At 36.4% G+C, this 17131-nt stretch carries 10 protein-coding genes and 2 pseudogenes; 8 read left to right on the forward strand and 4 right to left on the reverse strand.

Features of this window, described 5'->3' with window-relative positions:
* Positions 1 to 63: 63 nt before the first annotated feature.
* On the reverse strand, positions 64 to 4812 hold the full coding sequence (gene gltB / locus Dongsha4_RS13470; RefSeq protein WP_425590764.1) for a glutamate synthase large subunit: 4749 nt from the start codon (positions 4810 to 4812) through the stop codon (positions 64 to 66).
* A 902-nt stretch (positions 4813 to 5714) separates the two neighbouring features.
* Here gltB and Dongsha4_RS13475 point away from each other — a divergent pair.
* Positions 5715 to 5942 (forward strand): photosystem I reaction center subunit IV, encoded by a 228-nt coding sequence (locus tag Dongsha4_RS13475; RefSeq protein ID WP_015218119.1) that lies wholly within the window; start codon positions 5715 to 5717, stop codon positions 5940 to 5942.
* A gap of 40 nt (positions 5943 to 5982) precedes the next feature.
* Positions 5983 to 6816 carry a DNA-formamidopyrimidine glycosylase gene (locus Dongsha4_RS13480; RefSeq protein ID WP_330202874.1) on the forward strand — a complete coding sequence of 278 codons (834 nt, stop codon included), beginning with the start codon at positions 5983 to 5985 and terminating at the stop codon, positions 6814 to 6816.
* Between the two features lie 208 nt (positions 6817 to 7024).
* Here the strand turns inward: Dongsha4_RS13480 and rpsD are convergent, their stop codons facing one another.
* Positions 7025 to 7633, reverse strand: a complete 609-nt coding sequence (rpsD, locus tag Dongsha4_RS13485) for a 30S ribosomal protein S4 (RefSeq protein ID WP_330202875.1) — start codon at positions 7631 to 7633, stop codon at positions 7025 to 7027.
* A gap of 405 nt (positions 7634 to 8038) precedes the next feature.
* Between rpsD and Dongsha4_RS13490 the strand changes: the two genes are divergently transcribed.
* The gene (locus Dongsha4_RS13490; RefSeq protein WP_330202876.1) at positions 8039 to 8902 is read left to right on the forward strand and encodes a bacteriohemerythrin; all 864 of its coding nucleotides are present in this window, start codon (positions 8039 to 8041) and stop codon (positions 8900 to 8902) included.
* 150 nt (positions 8903 to 9052) lie between these two features.
* On the opposite strand, the gene Dongsha4_RS13495 is transcribed toward Dongsha4_RS13490, so the two are convergent.
* Together Dongsha4_RS13495 and Dongsha4_RS13500 are read right to left on the reverse strand one after the other, a co-directional pair.
* Entirely contained in the window at positions 9053 to 10108 is a 1056-nt protein-coding gene (locus Dongsha4_RS13495) for a pentapeptide repeat-containing protein (protein ID WP_330202877.1), read from the reverse strand.
* Positions 9999 to 10733 (reverse strand): dienelactone hydrolase family protein, encoded by a 735-nt coding sequence (locus Dongsha4_RS13500; protein ID WP_330202878.1) that lies wholly within the window; start codon positions 10731 to 10733, stop codon positions 9999 to 10001. The genes Dongsha4_RS13495 and Dongsha4_RS13500 overlap by 110 nt, the downstream gene beginning before the upstream one ends.
* Before the next feature lie 356 nt (positions 10734 to 11089).
* Between Dongsha4_RS13500 and Dongsha4_RS13505 the strand changes: the two genes are divergently transcribed.
* The 5 genes and pseudogenes from Dongsha4_RS13505 to Dongsha4_RS13525 all read left to right on the forward strand — a co-directional run bounded on the left by Dongsha4_RS13505 (position 11090) and on the right by Dongsha4_RS13525 (position 17120).
* Positions 11090 to 12220, forward strand: a complete 1131-nt coding sequence (locus tag Dongsha4_RS13505) for a CO2 hydration protein (protein ID WP_330202879.1) — start codon at positions 11090 to 11092, stop codon at positions 12218 to 12220.
* Between the two features lie 165 nt (positions 12221 to 12385).
* Complete coding sequence (locus Dongsha4_RS13510; RefSeq protein WP_330202880.1) at positions 12386 to 13807, forward strand: folate/biopterin family MFS transporter; 1422 nt, start codon at positions 12386 to 12388, stop codon at positions 13805 to 13807.
* Positions 13808 to 14117: 310 nt separating this feature from the next.
* Positions 14118 to 14623 (forward strand): annotated as a pseudogene (locus Dongsha4_RS13515) (IS1 family transposase); the annotation flags it as partial.
* Between the two features lie 408 nt (positions 14624 to 15031).
* A pseudogene (locus Dongsha4_RS13520) lies at positions 15032 to 15259 on the forward strand (IS1 family transposase); the annotation flags it as partial.
* 133 nt (positions 15260 to 15392) lie between these two features.
* Positions 15393 to 17120, forward strand: coding sequence for an ABC transporter ATP-binding protein (locus Dongsha4_RS13525; protein ID WP_330202881.1), 1728 nt, complete (start codon positions 15393 to 15395; stop codon positions 17118 to 17120).
* Positions 17121 to 17131 lie beyond the last annotated feature (11 nt).

Below are 17131 nucleotides of genomic sequence, written 5' to 3' on the forward strand. Positions count from 1 at the left end.
TTTCTACAAAATGTATTATCAATAAAAAGTAGGGTGGGCATTGCCCACCAAAATTAAATTAAATTACACCGTTGTTAACTCTTTTTGAGCCTTAACTTGAGGAGTTTCCGCTTCCGAAGGAGGAACAACTTGCCAGAATGTCGGGACATAATTCGCCCAATTATCTAAGATTAATTGACCTTTTTTACTACCTGTTTTTGCCACATGAATTGTGATTAATTCTTTTAATTGTGCCTCACCTTCGGGGGTGCAAATACGCTGAATTTTGACGATTTCAGGGTTAACTTTAGCCTCAAAATTGCCCTCTTCATCTAAGAAATAGCCTAAGCCCCCTGTCATACCAGCACCCACGTTACGCCCAACGCTTCCTAAGACAACGATTAAGCCTCCTGTCATGTATTCGCAACAGTGATCTCCAGCACCCTCGATTACGGCTGTTGCTTTAGAGTTACGCACCCCAAAACGCTCTCCAGCACGTCCATTGGCGTACAATTCACCACCCGTAGCACCGTATAAGCAGGTATTGCCTAAAATGACGTTATCAGAAGCATCAAAGGTACATTCAGAAGGTGGTACGATAACGATCGCACCTCCGTTCATACCTTTACCAACGTAGTCGTTTGCTTCCCCTTCGAGGCGAATATTCATGCCTTGAATGTTGAAAGCACCGAAACTTTGTCCTGCATAACCTTTAAAATTGAGGTTTAATTGACCCTTAAAGCCTAAATCCCCGTGTTTTTTGGCGATAAATCCCGCAATTCTTGCCCCTACGGAACGATCAGTGTTAATAATCTTAATTTCTTTGGTAATATTACCATGAGATTCGATCGCATCTATGATGTTAGAATCTGCTAAAATTTCATCATCTAAAACATGACCGTTAGTATGGGTATCGACCTGTTTCAACCAGTCACGGTTAGTTTTCGTGTCAGGAAGATTGGTTAAACAGTCGAGAATCAAGGCTTTTGTTTTAGTGAGTTTCGCATCATGACGATAGGTTAATAAGTCCGCACGTCCGATAATTTCATCTAAGTTACGATAACCCAATTTAGCGAGAATCGATCGAACCTCCTCCGCTACAAAGTAGAAGAAATTAACCACATCCCCCGGCACACCAGAGAAACGCTGACGTAAACGCTCTTGTTGAGTGGCAACCCCCACAGGGCATTGATTGGTGTGGCAAACACGAGCCATAATACAACCTTCCGCAATCATGGCAATGCTACCGAAACCGTATTCTTCAGCACCCATTAACGCCGCCATGACAATATCCCAACCTGTTTTTAAACCACCATCGGCACGGAGTAAGACTCGATCGCGCAATTGGTTCTCTAATAAAGTACGATGCACTTCAGTTACTCCCAATTCCCAAGGGCAACCTGCGTGTTTAATGGAACTTAAAGGAGATGCACCTGTACCACCATCATGACCAGAAATTTGGATTACATCTGCATTAGCTTTAGCTACACCTGCGGCGATCGTGCCGATACCGATTTCAGCTACTAATTTCACGGATACCTTAGCAGAAGGGTTAATCTGATGTAAATCGTGGATTAATTGGGCTAAATCCTCAATAGAATAAATGTCGTGGTGAGGAGGGGGAGAAATGAGGGTAACACCGGGTTTAGAACGACGTAGCATAGCAATATACTGGCTCACTTTCTTACCGGGTAATTGTCCCCCTTCACCGGGTTTAGCCCCTTGTGCCATCTTGATTTCCAGTTGTTCACCACTCATCAAATACTCAGGAGTGACACCAAAACGACCAGAAGCAATCTGTTTAATAGCAGAAGCAACTCGATCGCCCTTTTTCAAACCTTTGAGATGAGGGAATAACGCACTTTTACCGTTTTCGTCCACTTCATCAATGATATTATAACGGTTAGGATCTTCTCCACCTTCTCCAGAGTTGGATTTACCACCGATGCGATTCATGGCTATAGCGAGGGTTTCGTGAGCTTCTTGGCTTAATGCACCCAAAGACATACCCCCAGTACAAAAGCGTTTGACAATGTCCTCTACAGGCTCGACATCATCGATAGAGATAGAATTTTTATCAGACTTAAACTCTAATAAATCTCTTAACGCAGTAACGGGGCGCTCTTGCAAATATTTGCGATACCATTCATAATGATCATAACCCTCTTGAGTACCATAAGCCGATACAGCTTTATGTAAGGTTTTCGCCATTTCGGGGGAATTCATGTGATATTCGCCACCTTTTTTATAGTTCACATAGCCGTAATTTTCCAATTTTTTGGCTTGTAACTCAGGGAAGGCTTTTTGATGGAAAGAAATGATTTCGTTAGCCACTTCAGCGAGATTTAAACCACCGACACGGCTAGTTGTGCCTTTGAAAGCCAATTCCATCACATCCGCACCTAAACCGATACATTCAAAAATCTGCGCACCGTGATAGGAAGCTAAAAGAGAAATACCCATTTTTGACAATATTTTGAGTAATCCAGCCTCTACCGACTTACGATAGTTATTTAAGGCTTCTTCCTCAGAAATACGCTCAATTTTTTCATTATCCATCAATTTCTGAGTTTTCTCATCACGCCACCAAGCAGAAACTGTATTGAGGGTTAAATAGGGGCAAACGGCGGATGCACCAAAACCAATGAGACAAGCGTAATGGTGGGTACTCCAACACTGAGCCGTATCAGCAATGAGAGATGTTTTGAGTCTTAATCCTTCTTTAATCAAATGTTGATGCACTGCACCTATTGCCAATAGAGGAGGAATATAAGAATATTCAGTGGAAATTGATCCCCCTAAATCCCCCTTAGTAAGGGGGACTTCTTCTGTATTATTCCCCCCTTGTGAAGGGGGGCTAGGAGGGATCTGTGGGGGAGTGCGATCGCTCAAAATGATGATTTGATGCCCTTCATTAACTGCTTTGGTGGCTTCATTACATAATTTTTCTAAAGCTGATTTTAACCCCTCTGGTCCATCACTGATAGCGAATAGGGTAGATAATTCAACGGTAGCAAAGTCGGATTTTTTGATGAAATCTAAATCAGATTCTGACAACACAGGAGAATCAATTACCAAAGTATGGGCATTTTTCGGTTCGATATGTAATAGATTGCCTCTTTCTCCTAAGTGCATCTGTAATGACATTACCAAACTTTCCCGTAAAGGATCAATAGGGGGATTGGTAACTTGGGCGAAACGTTGTTTAAAGTAGTCGTACAATAAACGAGGCTTATCGGATAGCACCGCTAAAGGAATATCGTCACCCATACAGAATGTAGGCTCTTTTCCATCCCGTGCCATAGCGGTAATGATCATTTCTACATCTTCTAGGGTATAACCGAAGGCTGTCTGTTGTTGCACTAATTCAGTATCTGACAACCCCCCGACTACGTCTCCCCCCTTAACAAGGGGGGTTGGGGGGGTAGAATCACCCTTAGCAAGAGGGGTGAGAGATTCTCTGTCAAGGTGTAGGCGATATTCTTTCAACCACTGCCCGTATGGTTTTTGAGAGGCGATTTCTTGTTTAATTTCCCAGTTTTTGAGAATTTTATTATGCTCTAAATCCACCACAATCATCTGACCAGGTCCTAGTTTGCCTTTTTCGATGATTTCTGATTCATCTAAGTCAACAACTCCTGTTTCTGAACCTACTACCACATAGCCATCTTTTGTGATAGCATAACGAGCAGGACGTAAGCCATTGCGATCGAGACAAGCACCAACGGTTTTACCTTCACTAAATGCCAGTAAAGCAGGACCGTCCCAAGGTTCTTTGAGTCCGCTATAATAACGATAGAAGTCGAGAATCTGAGGATATTTTTCTAATTCTGGTTGGTTTTCGTAGGCTTCGGGTACAAGAATCATCAAGGATTCAGGAATACTGCGCCCTGTACGAACTAATAATTCTAATGAACTATCGAGGTTATAGGAGTCACTATTAGCCATGTTGACAATGGGAGTAACCCCGTCAAACTCTTCCTTTGTCCATCCGGGTAATTCTAAATTGGCTTCCCTTACCGTCATCCAGTTAATGTTACCGATGAGGGTATTAATTTCTCCGTTATGCCCTAAGATACGCATGGGTTGAGCGAAAGGCCATTTGGGCATAGTATTGGTACTAAAGCGGCGATGATATACCGCAAAACGACTTTCATATTCAAGATTAGTTAAGTCTTGATAAAATTGCCCTAATACTTCTCCTCTCACTAAGCCTTTATAAACAATGGTACGGCAGGAGAAAGAACAGATATAAAAATCATCACTCAATTTTTTGCCAACTCTGGAACGTGCTACATACAAGCGGCGATCGAGTTCATCCCCTTTATAATGTTTTTCACCAGAAGTAACGATAATTTGCTCAATACGGGGTTGATTTTCCCTTGCTTGTTGTCCTAATACATCAGGATTGATAGGAACTTCACGCCATCCGAGGGTTTTAAGGCTTTCTACTGCAACCATTTCCTCGACATATTTACGCCCTTCTTCCGCCTCTTTCTCATCTTGAGGTAAAAATACCATTCCTACCCCCCATTCTTCCACAGGAGGCATTACTATATCATTCTCTGCAAACCATTGTTGAAATATTTTATGAGGGATACCAGTCATAATCCCTGAACCATCACCAGTATCTCTGTCCGCACTACATCCCCCACGATGTTCCATGCAGTGTAAGGCATTTAAAGCCTGTTTTACTAATTTATGAGATTTTCGATCATCTTGATAGGCAATAAAACCCACACCACAAGCATCTCTTTCTTCTACTAACCAAGGTTGCCCTTGAAAAATAGTTAAGTTGTTATTATTCATATCATTAACATTATAGTTTGTCATTGTATCTTGACCTTGCATACTGAGATTCGTTATATTACCTCATGTTGGTTATCCCTCTTCACCAGAGGCAATCGGTAACAGTCAAGAGGCAACAGTTAAGATGTTTTAAATATCATCTTCTAAGTATTGCAACCACTGCTGAACCTTATTCCCTATTCCCTGTTGTTTTGAATAAAACTTCGTGACAACTGATACAGGGAGTTACTCTTTTAATAACCATTTATTTTGTTCTTTCCATTATAAAGAATTGTTAAGTCTTTTTTCCTATTGTCAATAATTATTTACCTTTTGTTTCATCCTAAGGAGCAGATTTAGCTAATTGGGAAAAGGGGAAGTGAGGAATATAGAGAATTTACACTCATTTTCAATATTTATCTTTTCCTTTTTATTGCCTAAGTTAACGGGCTTGTTTATAGAGTCTAATTATTGTGGATTACTTCTAAATCTAATCATAAATTTGTTATTCTTTTCAACTATTTTTTTACCCTATTCAACATAATAAAAGTACAAGTTTTTATTGCTATTTTGCTACGAAGATTCTTTATCAGATCATCTATATATTAATTTTTATCTATGGTATGATTTGCTTTTTTCAATAGTTTTATCCTTTTAGCAATACTTTTTACTTCTAACTCAGATATTGCAATTAGCAGAAAGTCTATATACAACTTTTGTGAAATTTGATTACATTTTTCTCGTTTTCTAGGAATTCTTTATCTATTTTCAATTTAAGTCACAAATTGCATAAACTTAAGCTCTCACTAGAGGCTAGAGGTTTATATTTCATTAATTCCTTATGGAATAGTCTTTTTCTTAACAAAACTTAAAGTAAAAATTGATGTCATCGGTACAAACAAGTAGTAACCTTTTATTTAATAGTAATTTTGAGAAAAAATATTTTTATGGCAATTCAACGTGGTTCAAAAGTAAGAATTTTACGCAAAGAGTCCTACTGGTACAAAGATGTAGGTACTGTTGCAAGTGTTGATAAAAGCGGTATTCTTTACCCTGTTATCGTTCGTTTTGATAAAGTTAACTATAACGGCTTTAGTGGTAGTGCTACTGGAGTTAACACCAATAATTTTGCCGAGCATGAACTAGAAGAAGTCGCCGCACCTGCGAAAAAGTAAGCTAGTTGCTTTCTTTCTTTTAATTACTAAGGCGCTTATCATGCCTGAATTACCTGAAGTAGAAACTGTGTGTCGGGGTCTCAATTATGTGACCTCGGGACTTGTTATTGTGGGGGCAGATGTTTTACTGTCTCGTAGTGTGGCTTTTCCTGATTCTGACTCTACATTTGTACGGGAAATTAAGTCACAAAAGATTTTGCAATGGCATCGACGAGGAAAGTATTTATTAGCCCAATTATCCGAGGGTTACTTAGGAGTCCATTTGAGGATGACGGGGCAGTTATTATGGGTAAAACAGGATTCTCCTTTGCAGAAACATACAAGGGTAAGATTCTTTTTTGCTGATAATCAAGAGTTGCGTTTTGTGGATACGAGGACTTTTGGCAAGGTGTGGTTAGTTAATCGAGATATTGCTCCTGATTCTGTTATCACTGGTTTGCAAAAGTTAGGTTATGAGCCTTTTGACGCACAATTTTCCGTTACTTATTTTCAGGATAAATTAAAACGGTGTCGTCGCCCGATTAAAACGGTGCTTTTAGATCAAGGTATTGTGGCAGGTATTGGTAATATTTATGCTGATGAGGCGTTATTTGTCAGTACGATTCATCCTCAAACCCTTGCCTGTGATTTATCTTTATCCCAAGTAGAAAGGTTACACTCTGCTATTTTGGAGGTGTTAGAAAGTGCGATCGCATCTGGGGGAACAACATTTAGTGATTTTCTCCACATTACTGGGGTTAACGGTAACTATGGCGGTAAAGCATGGGTTTATGGTCGTAAAGGGCAACCCTGCCGTATATGTTCTAGTATAATCGAAAAAATAAAATTGGGAGGGCGATCGAGTCATTTTTGCCCTCAATGTCAAAAGGGATAATAAATATGGAGAGTTAAAGAGAGGAAGAAATTAGATGAGAGGCTATTTAGCTTGAGTTAATAGTTTAACAACGCAAAAATTAAGACAGCTAATAATTTGGGCTTCTAGCCTGATGTTTTCTTAGAAATAGTATCTGTCTATTTGCCTTTCACCTAGTAGATTTAATTCATTCAATGTTGATGGGCTAAAACACCAACACCAAAACAAATTAAGCCTTACGAGAGTAGTACTCAATAACGAGTAGTTCATTAATATTTAAAGCCACCCATTCTCTTTCAATCACACCATTAACTTTACCAGTGAGATTATCTTTATCAAATTCTAAGTGACTGGGAAGATTCGCCAAACCGGGGTTAAGTAAATTGGTTTTAACAATGTTGGTGGACTTGTCTCTTTTTCTCACAGAAATTACATCACCGGAGCGACATTGATAACTAGCAATATCCACTACTTGACCATTAACCATGATATGTCCATGATTAACCAATTGACGAGCAGAGGGAATAGTTGGAGCCATACCGAGACGGAAAACAGTGTTGTCAAGACGCATTTCTAATAATTGCAACAACACTAAACCAGTAGAACCAGTTACACGACGAGCTTTTTTCACGTAACGAACTAACTGCTTCTCACTTACACCATAGTTATAGCGGAGTTTTTGCTTTTCTTCCAAACGAATGGCATATTCAGAGCGTTTACGGCGATTTTGTCCGTGTTGTCCGGGGGGATAAGAACGACGAGCATTTTTACGAGTTAAACCGGGTAAATCTCCCAAGCGACGTACTACCCTCAAACGAGGACCTGTATATCGAGCCATATTTACTAATTTCTCCTTATATATATTTTTATATTTAGACCCAAATATTCTATTTTACAGTAAAGTTTGTTTTTTTCCTAGCTCAATTCCTAATTTTGTGTTGAGAATGAAGAATAACTTTCAGAGAATTCCTATTTTAATGTCTGCTGAAAAAATGAGAAAGCAATAATCAATTCTAATGCTTAGTTATAATTATCTATGTGTTTTAATTTTTTTTGTAATTTTACTTAAGTGCTTTTATTTTTAGTTTTATTATTTAATTTGTACAAAAAGAGTTTTGTTTTTGATTTTAAAGTAAAATATAAATAAGAAAAAAATTATTCATTAAAAACATATTTTAATTAATTGAGTAATTGATATTGATGATTCCTAATTACATCGATCATAAAGTCAAAAGGAGGCAATATGAATATTACTATTGCAAAATGGAGATCAGAGTATAATACGGGAGATAGTATAGTTGATGAACAACATCAGAGTTTGTTTTGTATTATTAACTCTCTAAATAGTGCCATGTTAGAGGGGCAAGGAACAAAAATTTTAAGAGAAACGATTGAAAGCCTCAAAGAATATACCAATATTCATTTTGAGACAGAAGAAGAATATATGCTTCATCATCAGTATCCGGGTTATGAAGAACATAAAAAAATCCATGAATCTCTAAAACAAAAAGTTCTACAATTTGAACAAACTTTAAATCATGACTCTCATCGTCTGACAATTCCTTTATCCTACTTTCTCACGGAGTGGCTAACAAAACACATTAAGGGAGAGGATATGAAAATGATTCTCTATTGCCGTGAAAAATCTTATCAAAAAAAATCTTCAGACTTAATTGAAGTCGCCCATTGGCAACCTCGTTATGAAACAGGCTTTCATCTTATTGATGCACAACATCAAAGTTTATTTCATGCTATTAATGCTCTAAATAATGCCATGTTAGCTGGAAGAGGAGAGCAATTATTAGAAAACACCTTAAAAGCATTAAGTAATTATACGAGGATTCATTTTGAAACTGAAGAAGAATATATGCGTAAATTCAACTACGAAGATTATGAGAATCATCATCTTAAACATAATTTGCTAAGGAAAAAAGTCGATTCATTTTTGAGCCAAAAAGAAAGTGTGAATAAAACAAAATTAACTATTGATGTATCTCATTTTTTAACGGACTGGTTAATTAATCATATTAAAAAAGAAGACTTAAAAATGATTGCTTTTTTGAAAGAAAAAAAACAAGAATTATGCAAGATGAAAATAAATAATTAGGAGTTAATGAATAGTGTTTTGGGATAGGATTAAGAATTCATAATAAATACTTATAAATTAAAGTGTTTACTTTCATCTTTAGCTGAAAAATATTTTGAAGTGGTTAGCAAAAGGTAAAAGTTTTGTCTTTTTTGTTTAGAAGGTATTTAATCAGTTTATCTTCGTATTTTTTGTAATAGATTTTTTATTATTATCTGGGCTTAAATCATTAATATATGGGCAGTTTTTAAAAGAGTTTATCTGTTGCATATTGGCTTTTATTGGATCAAAATCAGGGTCAAATTTAGTAAAAACATCATAACAAGCATTAGTAAAATTGGTGTTATTAGCTTCTATATTGGTTAGGTTTGCACCTCTTAAGTCTGCATTGGTAAGGTTGGCATTGTTTAAATTAGCATCTTTTAAATTACTTTTATGAAAATTGATATGGCTTAAATTTGCTTTGCTCAGATTGCTACCAGAAAAGTTACTAGCGGTTAAATCTAATTTGCTTAAATTTGCTTCGGTTAAGTCTGCTTCTTTTAGCAATGAGGGAGGTTCTTGAGAAGGAGAATTTAGAAAAAAACTATCTTTTAAAAACATAATAATATATCGCTTTCTTTCCCCATCAATTTCTTTTAATACGGTTTGAGTTAAACTTCTTAATAAGTAAGGATTTTGCTGTAATTTCCAGAGGGGATAATCAAGGGTTAATTGGGTGGTGTGATTTAGATAATCGGTCAAAATAGTTTGTTGATAACGGGCTAATTCTAGGGTGTAATTGGCGTTATTATCCTGAATTTGCAGAGGGCGATATAAAAACTGTTCGCTGAAAATGTTAGATATGGTTACTAATCCTATAATTAATGTGGTAATAGCTGTTATTAAAGACCCAATGATAGGTCCGATCGCAATTTCAGGTATATGGACAGAGGAAGTAATTGACTCTGCGATCGCATTTATGAAAGAAGAGAGGGTTTTCTGAAAACGGCGGACTATCTTAGGTAGAAAAGGTTGAGACTCTTTTTTTTTGTCAGACATTATACTTATCTGAGTGTCAGCTAAACTTGAACTTTCGGAAGTGAGTGTTATATCAGGAATTGTGAAATTGATTATATTATAAGGTAGTTTTAAAAAGTTCCAATGCCTTTTCCCAAGCATCTTGTGCTGATTCTTGATGATAACTTGAGCGGCGATCGCACATAAAGCCATGTTCAGCTTCTCCATAGCGGAAAATTTGATGAGGTATTTGATATTTTTGTAATTCCGATTCAATTTGTGTTACTTGTTCAGGGGGGATACTAGCATCTTTTTCGCCAAAGAAACAGTATATTTTCCCCTTAATATCCTTAGTTCTGGCAATGGTCGGCACATTTGACCCCGCCGGACACCAATTAGTGATTCCCGCTCCATAAAACGATGCTGTAGCTTTAATTTCTGGAAGAATTGTGGTTAAATATGTAACATGACCCCCAAAACAAAAACCAATTGTCCCCACTCCTGTTTTTTTTACTCTGGGTAATTGATAGAGAAAATTAATGGTTGCCTGAATATCGCTTAGTAGTTCATCAGCTTTAGTTTGATTTTTGTATTCTCGACCGATTTTTACATCTTCAGGAGTATAACCTGCGGTGAAATTAGGGGCTTGACGTTGATAAATGGCAGGAGCAATGGCAATATATCCTTCACTTGCAATACGACGGGTAATGTCTTGAATGTGATCATTAACTCCAAAAATCTCTTGAACCACAATAACGGCAGGTAATTTTTCACTGGAATCGGGTTGGGCTAAATAAGCAGAAATCAGCAAGTCTTGGTTAAGAATTTGTACTGTATCAGTGTTAAGTTTCATTTGCTTTATAAAGATAAATTCAAGGACTGTCTTTATTTTCTCAATAATTTTCAATTTTGCAACAGGTCTAAAGTAAGCTAAAATAGACAAGCAAAAAAGGTCAATATTTGAGTTCAAAGTTCAGAGTTCGGGGTTAGGAGTTTTAGGGTGTTGGGGAGATAAGGGGGAGAGAGAGATAAGGTTTCAGGTTTCAGGTTTTAGAAGAAAGTAATGAGTAAGTAACGAGTAATTATCAACTACTCACTATTCACCCCAACACTATTTACCTTTGCCCCTTGCCCCTTGCCCTTTGCCCTTTTACTTTGCCCCTTGCCCTTTGCTCACCAGTCAACTTATATGCAAACCAACTTATAATTATGGTAACGACACCTCTTCAACCCTCTAAACATCCTTTGGCAAATTATATTCATCGTTTAGAAAGTGGTAAGGCTTTATTAAAAAATTCCCCCGATAATTTAATTGAAGTTGTAGGTATTCTCAAATCCTATGGAGTGGTTTTAGATCGTTATTCTGTTAATCTTAATTATATTGCAGAGAATCAATTTCTTGTCTTATTTCCTTTTTTTAAATACTTTGATGGTCAATTTTCGTGGAATAAACTTTTTCGTCATTGGTGGCACGATCGCATTAATTATGAATATGCAGAATATTGTATGCGGGGAATGTTATGGCATGGAGGGGGCAAGTTAGATGATTATTTAGATTCTCCTGAGTTTAACCGTTACTGTCAAGATGCGATCGCAGCTAAAATAAAAGGAAATCTATTAGTTTCGAGTCTTAATGGTCTTTTTCCCGAATTTTTGCCCGAACAAGTGAAAATGTTAGCCTATTACTCTGCTTTAGGGCAGTTTTGGCGAGTAATGAGTGATATGTTCCTATCTTTATCAGATCGTTATGATAATGGGGAGATAGAATCTATTGGTGATGTAGTCAAACATATTCTCGATGGGTTAGTAGAATCAGCAAATAAACCCATTACTTATGCAGTGGAAATCAAAGGGAAAACCTATCAATTAATTCCAGAATCCGCAGAATTAACATTTTTGATGGATACGGCAGTACCCTATGTGGAAGCAGTATTTTTCCGAGGTACACCATTTTTAGGCACAGTTTCTTATAATGCTCAAGCCAATCAAATCCCCTCAGATCAAGGTTCTTTTAATTATGGCGCACTTTATGCCGATCCTCTCCCTGTAGGTAGTGCAGGTATTCCCCCCACTCTTTTAATGCAAGATATGCGTCATTTTATCCCCGATTATCTCCATGAATTTTATCGTCAAACCCCTCGGCAAGAAGATGATTTATTAGTCAAAATCTGTATTAGCTTTCAAAAATCAATGTATTGCGTAACTACGGCGGCATTGCAGGGATTAGCACCTTATCCTTTAATCACAGAAAATCCCAAAGAAAAATTAGCTAATCGTCAATATCTTGAACAATGGATGAATCGTTTTACCACTTCTCGTATTCTTGATGTCAATAGCTAATAAGATTAGGGTATTAGGGAGAAATTTCTTTTTCATCTTAACACCGAACTCCGAACTCCGAACTCCGAACTCAAATTATTGCCTTTTTCTCCTAGTCCTTCAATTCTGCTGAATGATGAAAAAGTAGCCTATCATAGAAATGTCAAGATACTGTTATAATTCTTAATGTTCATCAACACATATTGGTTAAAAAATTTAAGAGAATTTATCGAGTCGAAGATATTATTTGGAAATAAGTTAACACCCGAATTATTTGCTATTCTAACGGTTTATTTTGTCCAAGGTATTTTGGGATTGGCACGATTAGCGGTTAGTTTTTTTCTCAAGGATGATTTATTGCTTTCTCCTGCTCAAGTGTCAGCTTTAATGGGAATAGCCGCTATTCCTTGGATAACAAAGCCTGTTATTGGTTTTTTAAGTGATGGTAAGCCTATTTTTGGTTATCGTCGTCGTAGTTATTTACTCCTTTCTGGAGTTTTAGGTGCGATCGCATGGTTAAGTTTAGCTACCATTGTGAATAACCTAACAGGAGCAATTATTGCAATTTTATGTACATCTTTGTCGGTGGCTATTAGTGATGTAATTGTTGATTCGGTAGTAGTGGAAAGGGCAAAATCTGAGTCTGTTGCTCAAGCAGGTTCACTACAATCAGTTACATGGGGTTTTTCTGCCATTGGGGGTTTAATCACTGCTTATTTTAGTGGATTATTGCTAGAGCATTTTAGTAATTCTCAGGTGTTTTTAATTACCGCTTGTTTTCCTCTTTTAGTAGTGGGGATTGCAGGATTAATTATTGAGCAACCTGTTGTGGAAAAAAAGGATATAAGAGATTTTAAAGAACAAATTAAGCAAATATGGCATACTTTCAAACAAAAAACCATTTTATATCCTGTTATCTTTGTCTTTCTCTGGCAAATGACTCCTAGTGCTGATTCTGCATTTTTCTTTTTCAGTACTAATGAGCTAGGATTTACCCCTGAGTTTTTGGGTAGAATCAGACTGATAACCAGTTTAGCCTCATTAATTGGAATATGGTGCTATCAACAATGGCTTAAACAAATTTCTTTTCGGGTGATACTTGGCTGGAGTGTGGTTTTATCTTCTCTTCTCGGCATGACTAGCCTAATTTTAGTAACTCATCTTAATCGCCAGTGGGGTATCGATGATCATTGGTTTAGTTTAGGAGATAGTCTTGTTTTAACGGTGATGGGGCAAATTGCCTTTATGCCCGTACTTGTTTTATCCGCAAGATTATGCCCTGAAGGAATTGAGGCGAGTTTCTTTGCTTTGTTAATGTCTATTTGGAATTTAGGGGGCTTACTTTCCCATGAATTAGGGGCATTATTAACCCAGTGGTTAGGGGTAACGGAAACTAATTTCGATCGTCTTTGGTTACTTTTACTAATAACAAATTTATCGACTTTACTACCCTTACCTTTAGTAAAATTATTACCTAATGAAGACCCCCAAGGTCATGTTTCTGGGGAAATTTTACCTGTTTCGGAAGTATATGAACATCATCTTTCAGGAGCAAGTATTAACACAGAAATGTTACCAGATGTGATGACTAATTTTTCCCAAAAATAGATCTAAAACTTTGGTTAATTAAGCTATAATTTCCATTTTAGATAGGGAATCAGGAGCGATTCACAGAGAATTATCCCTCTTTTGTCAGTTTCCGATTTTAACTATCCTCCTCATTCTCAAAAGAGCGATCGCACCTCCCCATTCCCAAAACTCGATCGCATCTCTCCATTCCTAAATACCTAAATTATTATAATAAGGTCAAGAAATAATCGGAGGTAGTCGTAATGGTAGTCCAATTACTTAAAAAGCAAATAGAGTATCAATTAAGTAATGTTATGATATAGACTGACCCTATCATCATTAATTAACCATGTCTCATCAATGCCCTCGATGTCATAATACTAAAATCATCAAAAACGATTTTGGTTTTGCTCGTGGTCAACAAAGGTTTAAATGTAAGCACTGTAACTATCAGTTCACTACTGATAAGATCGAGCGAGGTAAACCTATGTGGATGAAACTAGAAACAGTAATTCTGTATTGCAGTGGAATGTCTATGAATTTCGATCGCAAAGCTCCTCAATGTTTCTGCTCAGACTATTTTAAATTGGATTAGAGCTTTGGCACTAGAAAATTATGAAAAGCCTGAACCCTGCGAAGGGGTAGTTGTGGAACTAGATGAACTTTGGCATTTTATAGAGTCAAAAAAACAAGTTATGGATCTGGAAAGCTTATGACCGTAACACTAACAGACTTATCGACTGGGAATTGGGAAACCGTGATAGTGAAACCCTCAAAAAACTTTTAATTAGATTACGAAAATGGGATGTAACAGTCTACTGTACTGATAATTGGAAACCGTACCAAGAGTTATTATCGGTACTTAAACTAACCTCAGTTTGGTTTAAGAATATCCGATAAGGTTAGGTGTCACCTGAGTTCGGAGTTCGGAGTTCGGAGTTCGGAGTTAAAAGCAATAATTATTGACAAAAAAGCTGAATAAATTGATTTTACGTTAGTTCGGTTTAAGGCAATTTTATCGTTATTTCTAATAAGCTATATCTCTGACTACGAGACAATAATACTTTCAGCTTATCCAAAACTCAGGTTAAACTAAAAATATCAAAATATGAGTCTCAAATCCTTATGAATCAAAGATTTTACATCGATTGATAACTTTTCCTTTGATAGTAGGAGTTTCAGCCATTTTTATCGTGTTTACCTAAATCCCTTACGCTGACTGTATTTTAGGCTATTTTTGTACAAAAATTTCTCAAAGTACCGTTATCTCAACATCCAGATGCTGATCATGTGATGACAAAAAGGGAAACTGTAGCCATAGAAAGAAATAATTCGGATAATCGTCATTGGTTTGCTCGCTTTCATAGAAAAACAAAAGTAGTATCAAAATCAAAAGAAATGGTGGATTTAACAATGGGACTATTTGCAAAATTTAGAGTAAATGGAATGATCGATTCGTTAATAAATCAAAGATTAACATTACTTAGTTGAAGCTCTCCTTATTTTTAATTACCTTTGCCCCTTAACCTTTTCTTTCATTGTCTAACTGAGTAGATATTGGGATTGTTACCTTTTTCCGCTAAACTGCATAACAGTCAATATATTAATTTATCTATATCTAATCTTGTTTTCTCAATCTAGTTATAAATTACTTATTCCTTATATTCGTAAAGAAGGAAAAACCATTTCCATTGCTATGGGATGCACAATTTTTTTTACTATATTTTGGCCTATCTTAGCATGGTTAGCAGGGCGTATTGGCGGTTATGTGGGTAAAGGAGATTTAACTTCGATAATTTCTTTGGCGGGGGTTGCCGCAGTTGTTTTTTTATTGCGAGGTTTCGCCCAATATGGGCAAGATACTTTTATGGCAAAAGCGGCTCTAAAAATTACCCTTGATTTACGCAGATTAGTTTATAGTCATTTACAAACCCTAAGTTTAAACTATTTTCAAGTAGCAAAAACAGGGGATTTAGCCTATCGTTTAACAGAAGATGTCGATCGCATCGGAGAAGTTATTAATAAAATATTTCACCAATTTATACCAAGTATTCTACAATTAATTGTCGTTTTAGGCTATATGGTTTATGTTAATTGGCAGTTAACTATTGCTACTTTTATTGTTGCTCCATTGATGGCATTTTTAGTAACTTGGTTTGGGAATAAGCTATTAAATTTAACAAGAAAAAGCCAAAATAAAGTTTCTAATTTATCTGCATTGATTACTGAAGTTTTTTCAGGTATTAGATTAGTTCAAGCATTTACTGCGGAAGAATACGAAATTAATCGCTTTGTTTTAGAAGCAGAAAATAATAGGAGAGCAAGATTCGCCGCCGAAAAAACTAAAGCCTTACAGTTTGTGGTAGTTGGATTTTTAGAAGCAATGAGTATTATTTTTCTTCTATTTTTAGGAGGATGGCAAATTTATCTTAATAATCTTACTGGGGCGGATTTTATTAGTTATATTACTGCTGTTGCTTTACTAATTGATCCTATTTCTATTACTACGAATAATTATAATGAATTTAAGCAGGGAGAGGCTTCTGTTGAAAGAGTTTTTGAGTTGTTAAATATTCCTCCTTTAGTCACTGAAAAAAAAGATGCGATCGCGCTTAAGAATATTCAAGGATTAGTAGAATATAAAGATGTTTCTTTTACTTATAATGATGAACAAAAAGTATTAGAAAAAATCAATTTAATAGCGAAGAAAGGAGAAATAATTGCCCTTGTAGGGTCATCAGGAGCAGGAAAAAGCACTTTAGTTAATTTACTCCCCCGCTTTTACGACGTTACAGAAGGAGAAATTTTAATTGATAATATTAATATCAAAAATGTCACTTTAAAAAGTCTGAGAAAACAAATTGGGATTGTGCCTCAAGAAACAAATTTATTTTCAGGAACTATAGCAGAAAATATCGCTTTTGGAGAAAAAAATTTTGATATACAAGCAGTGGAAAAAGCCGCAAAAATAGCCAATGCTCATGAATTTATCTCTGATTTAAGTCAGGGTTACTATAGCTATGTAGGAGAAAGAGGTGTGAGCCTTTCAGGAGGGCAAAGACAGCGAATTGCGATCGCACGGGCTATTTATTGTGAACCAAAAATATTAATTCTCGATGAAGCGACATCCGCCCTAGATTCAGAATCAGAAGTTTTAGTACAACAGGCACTAGAAAGAATTATGACTGAGCGCACGGTTTTTGTTATTGCTCATCGTCTCGCTACTGTCAGACAAGCAACTCGTATCTTAGTTTTAGATAAAGGTAAAATAGTAGAATCAGGAACTCATGAAGAGTTAATCACCCTAAAAGGAAGATATGCAGATTTTCACAGCCAACAATTTTATAATTAAAAATAAAATTT

The sequence above is a fragment of the Cyanobacterium sp. Dongsha4 genome (assembly GCF_036345015.1).
Taxonomy (GTDB): domain Bacteria; phylum Cyanobacteriota; class Cyanobacteriia; order Cyanobacteriales; family Cyanobacteriaceae; genus PCC-10605.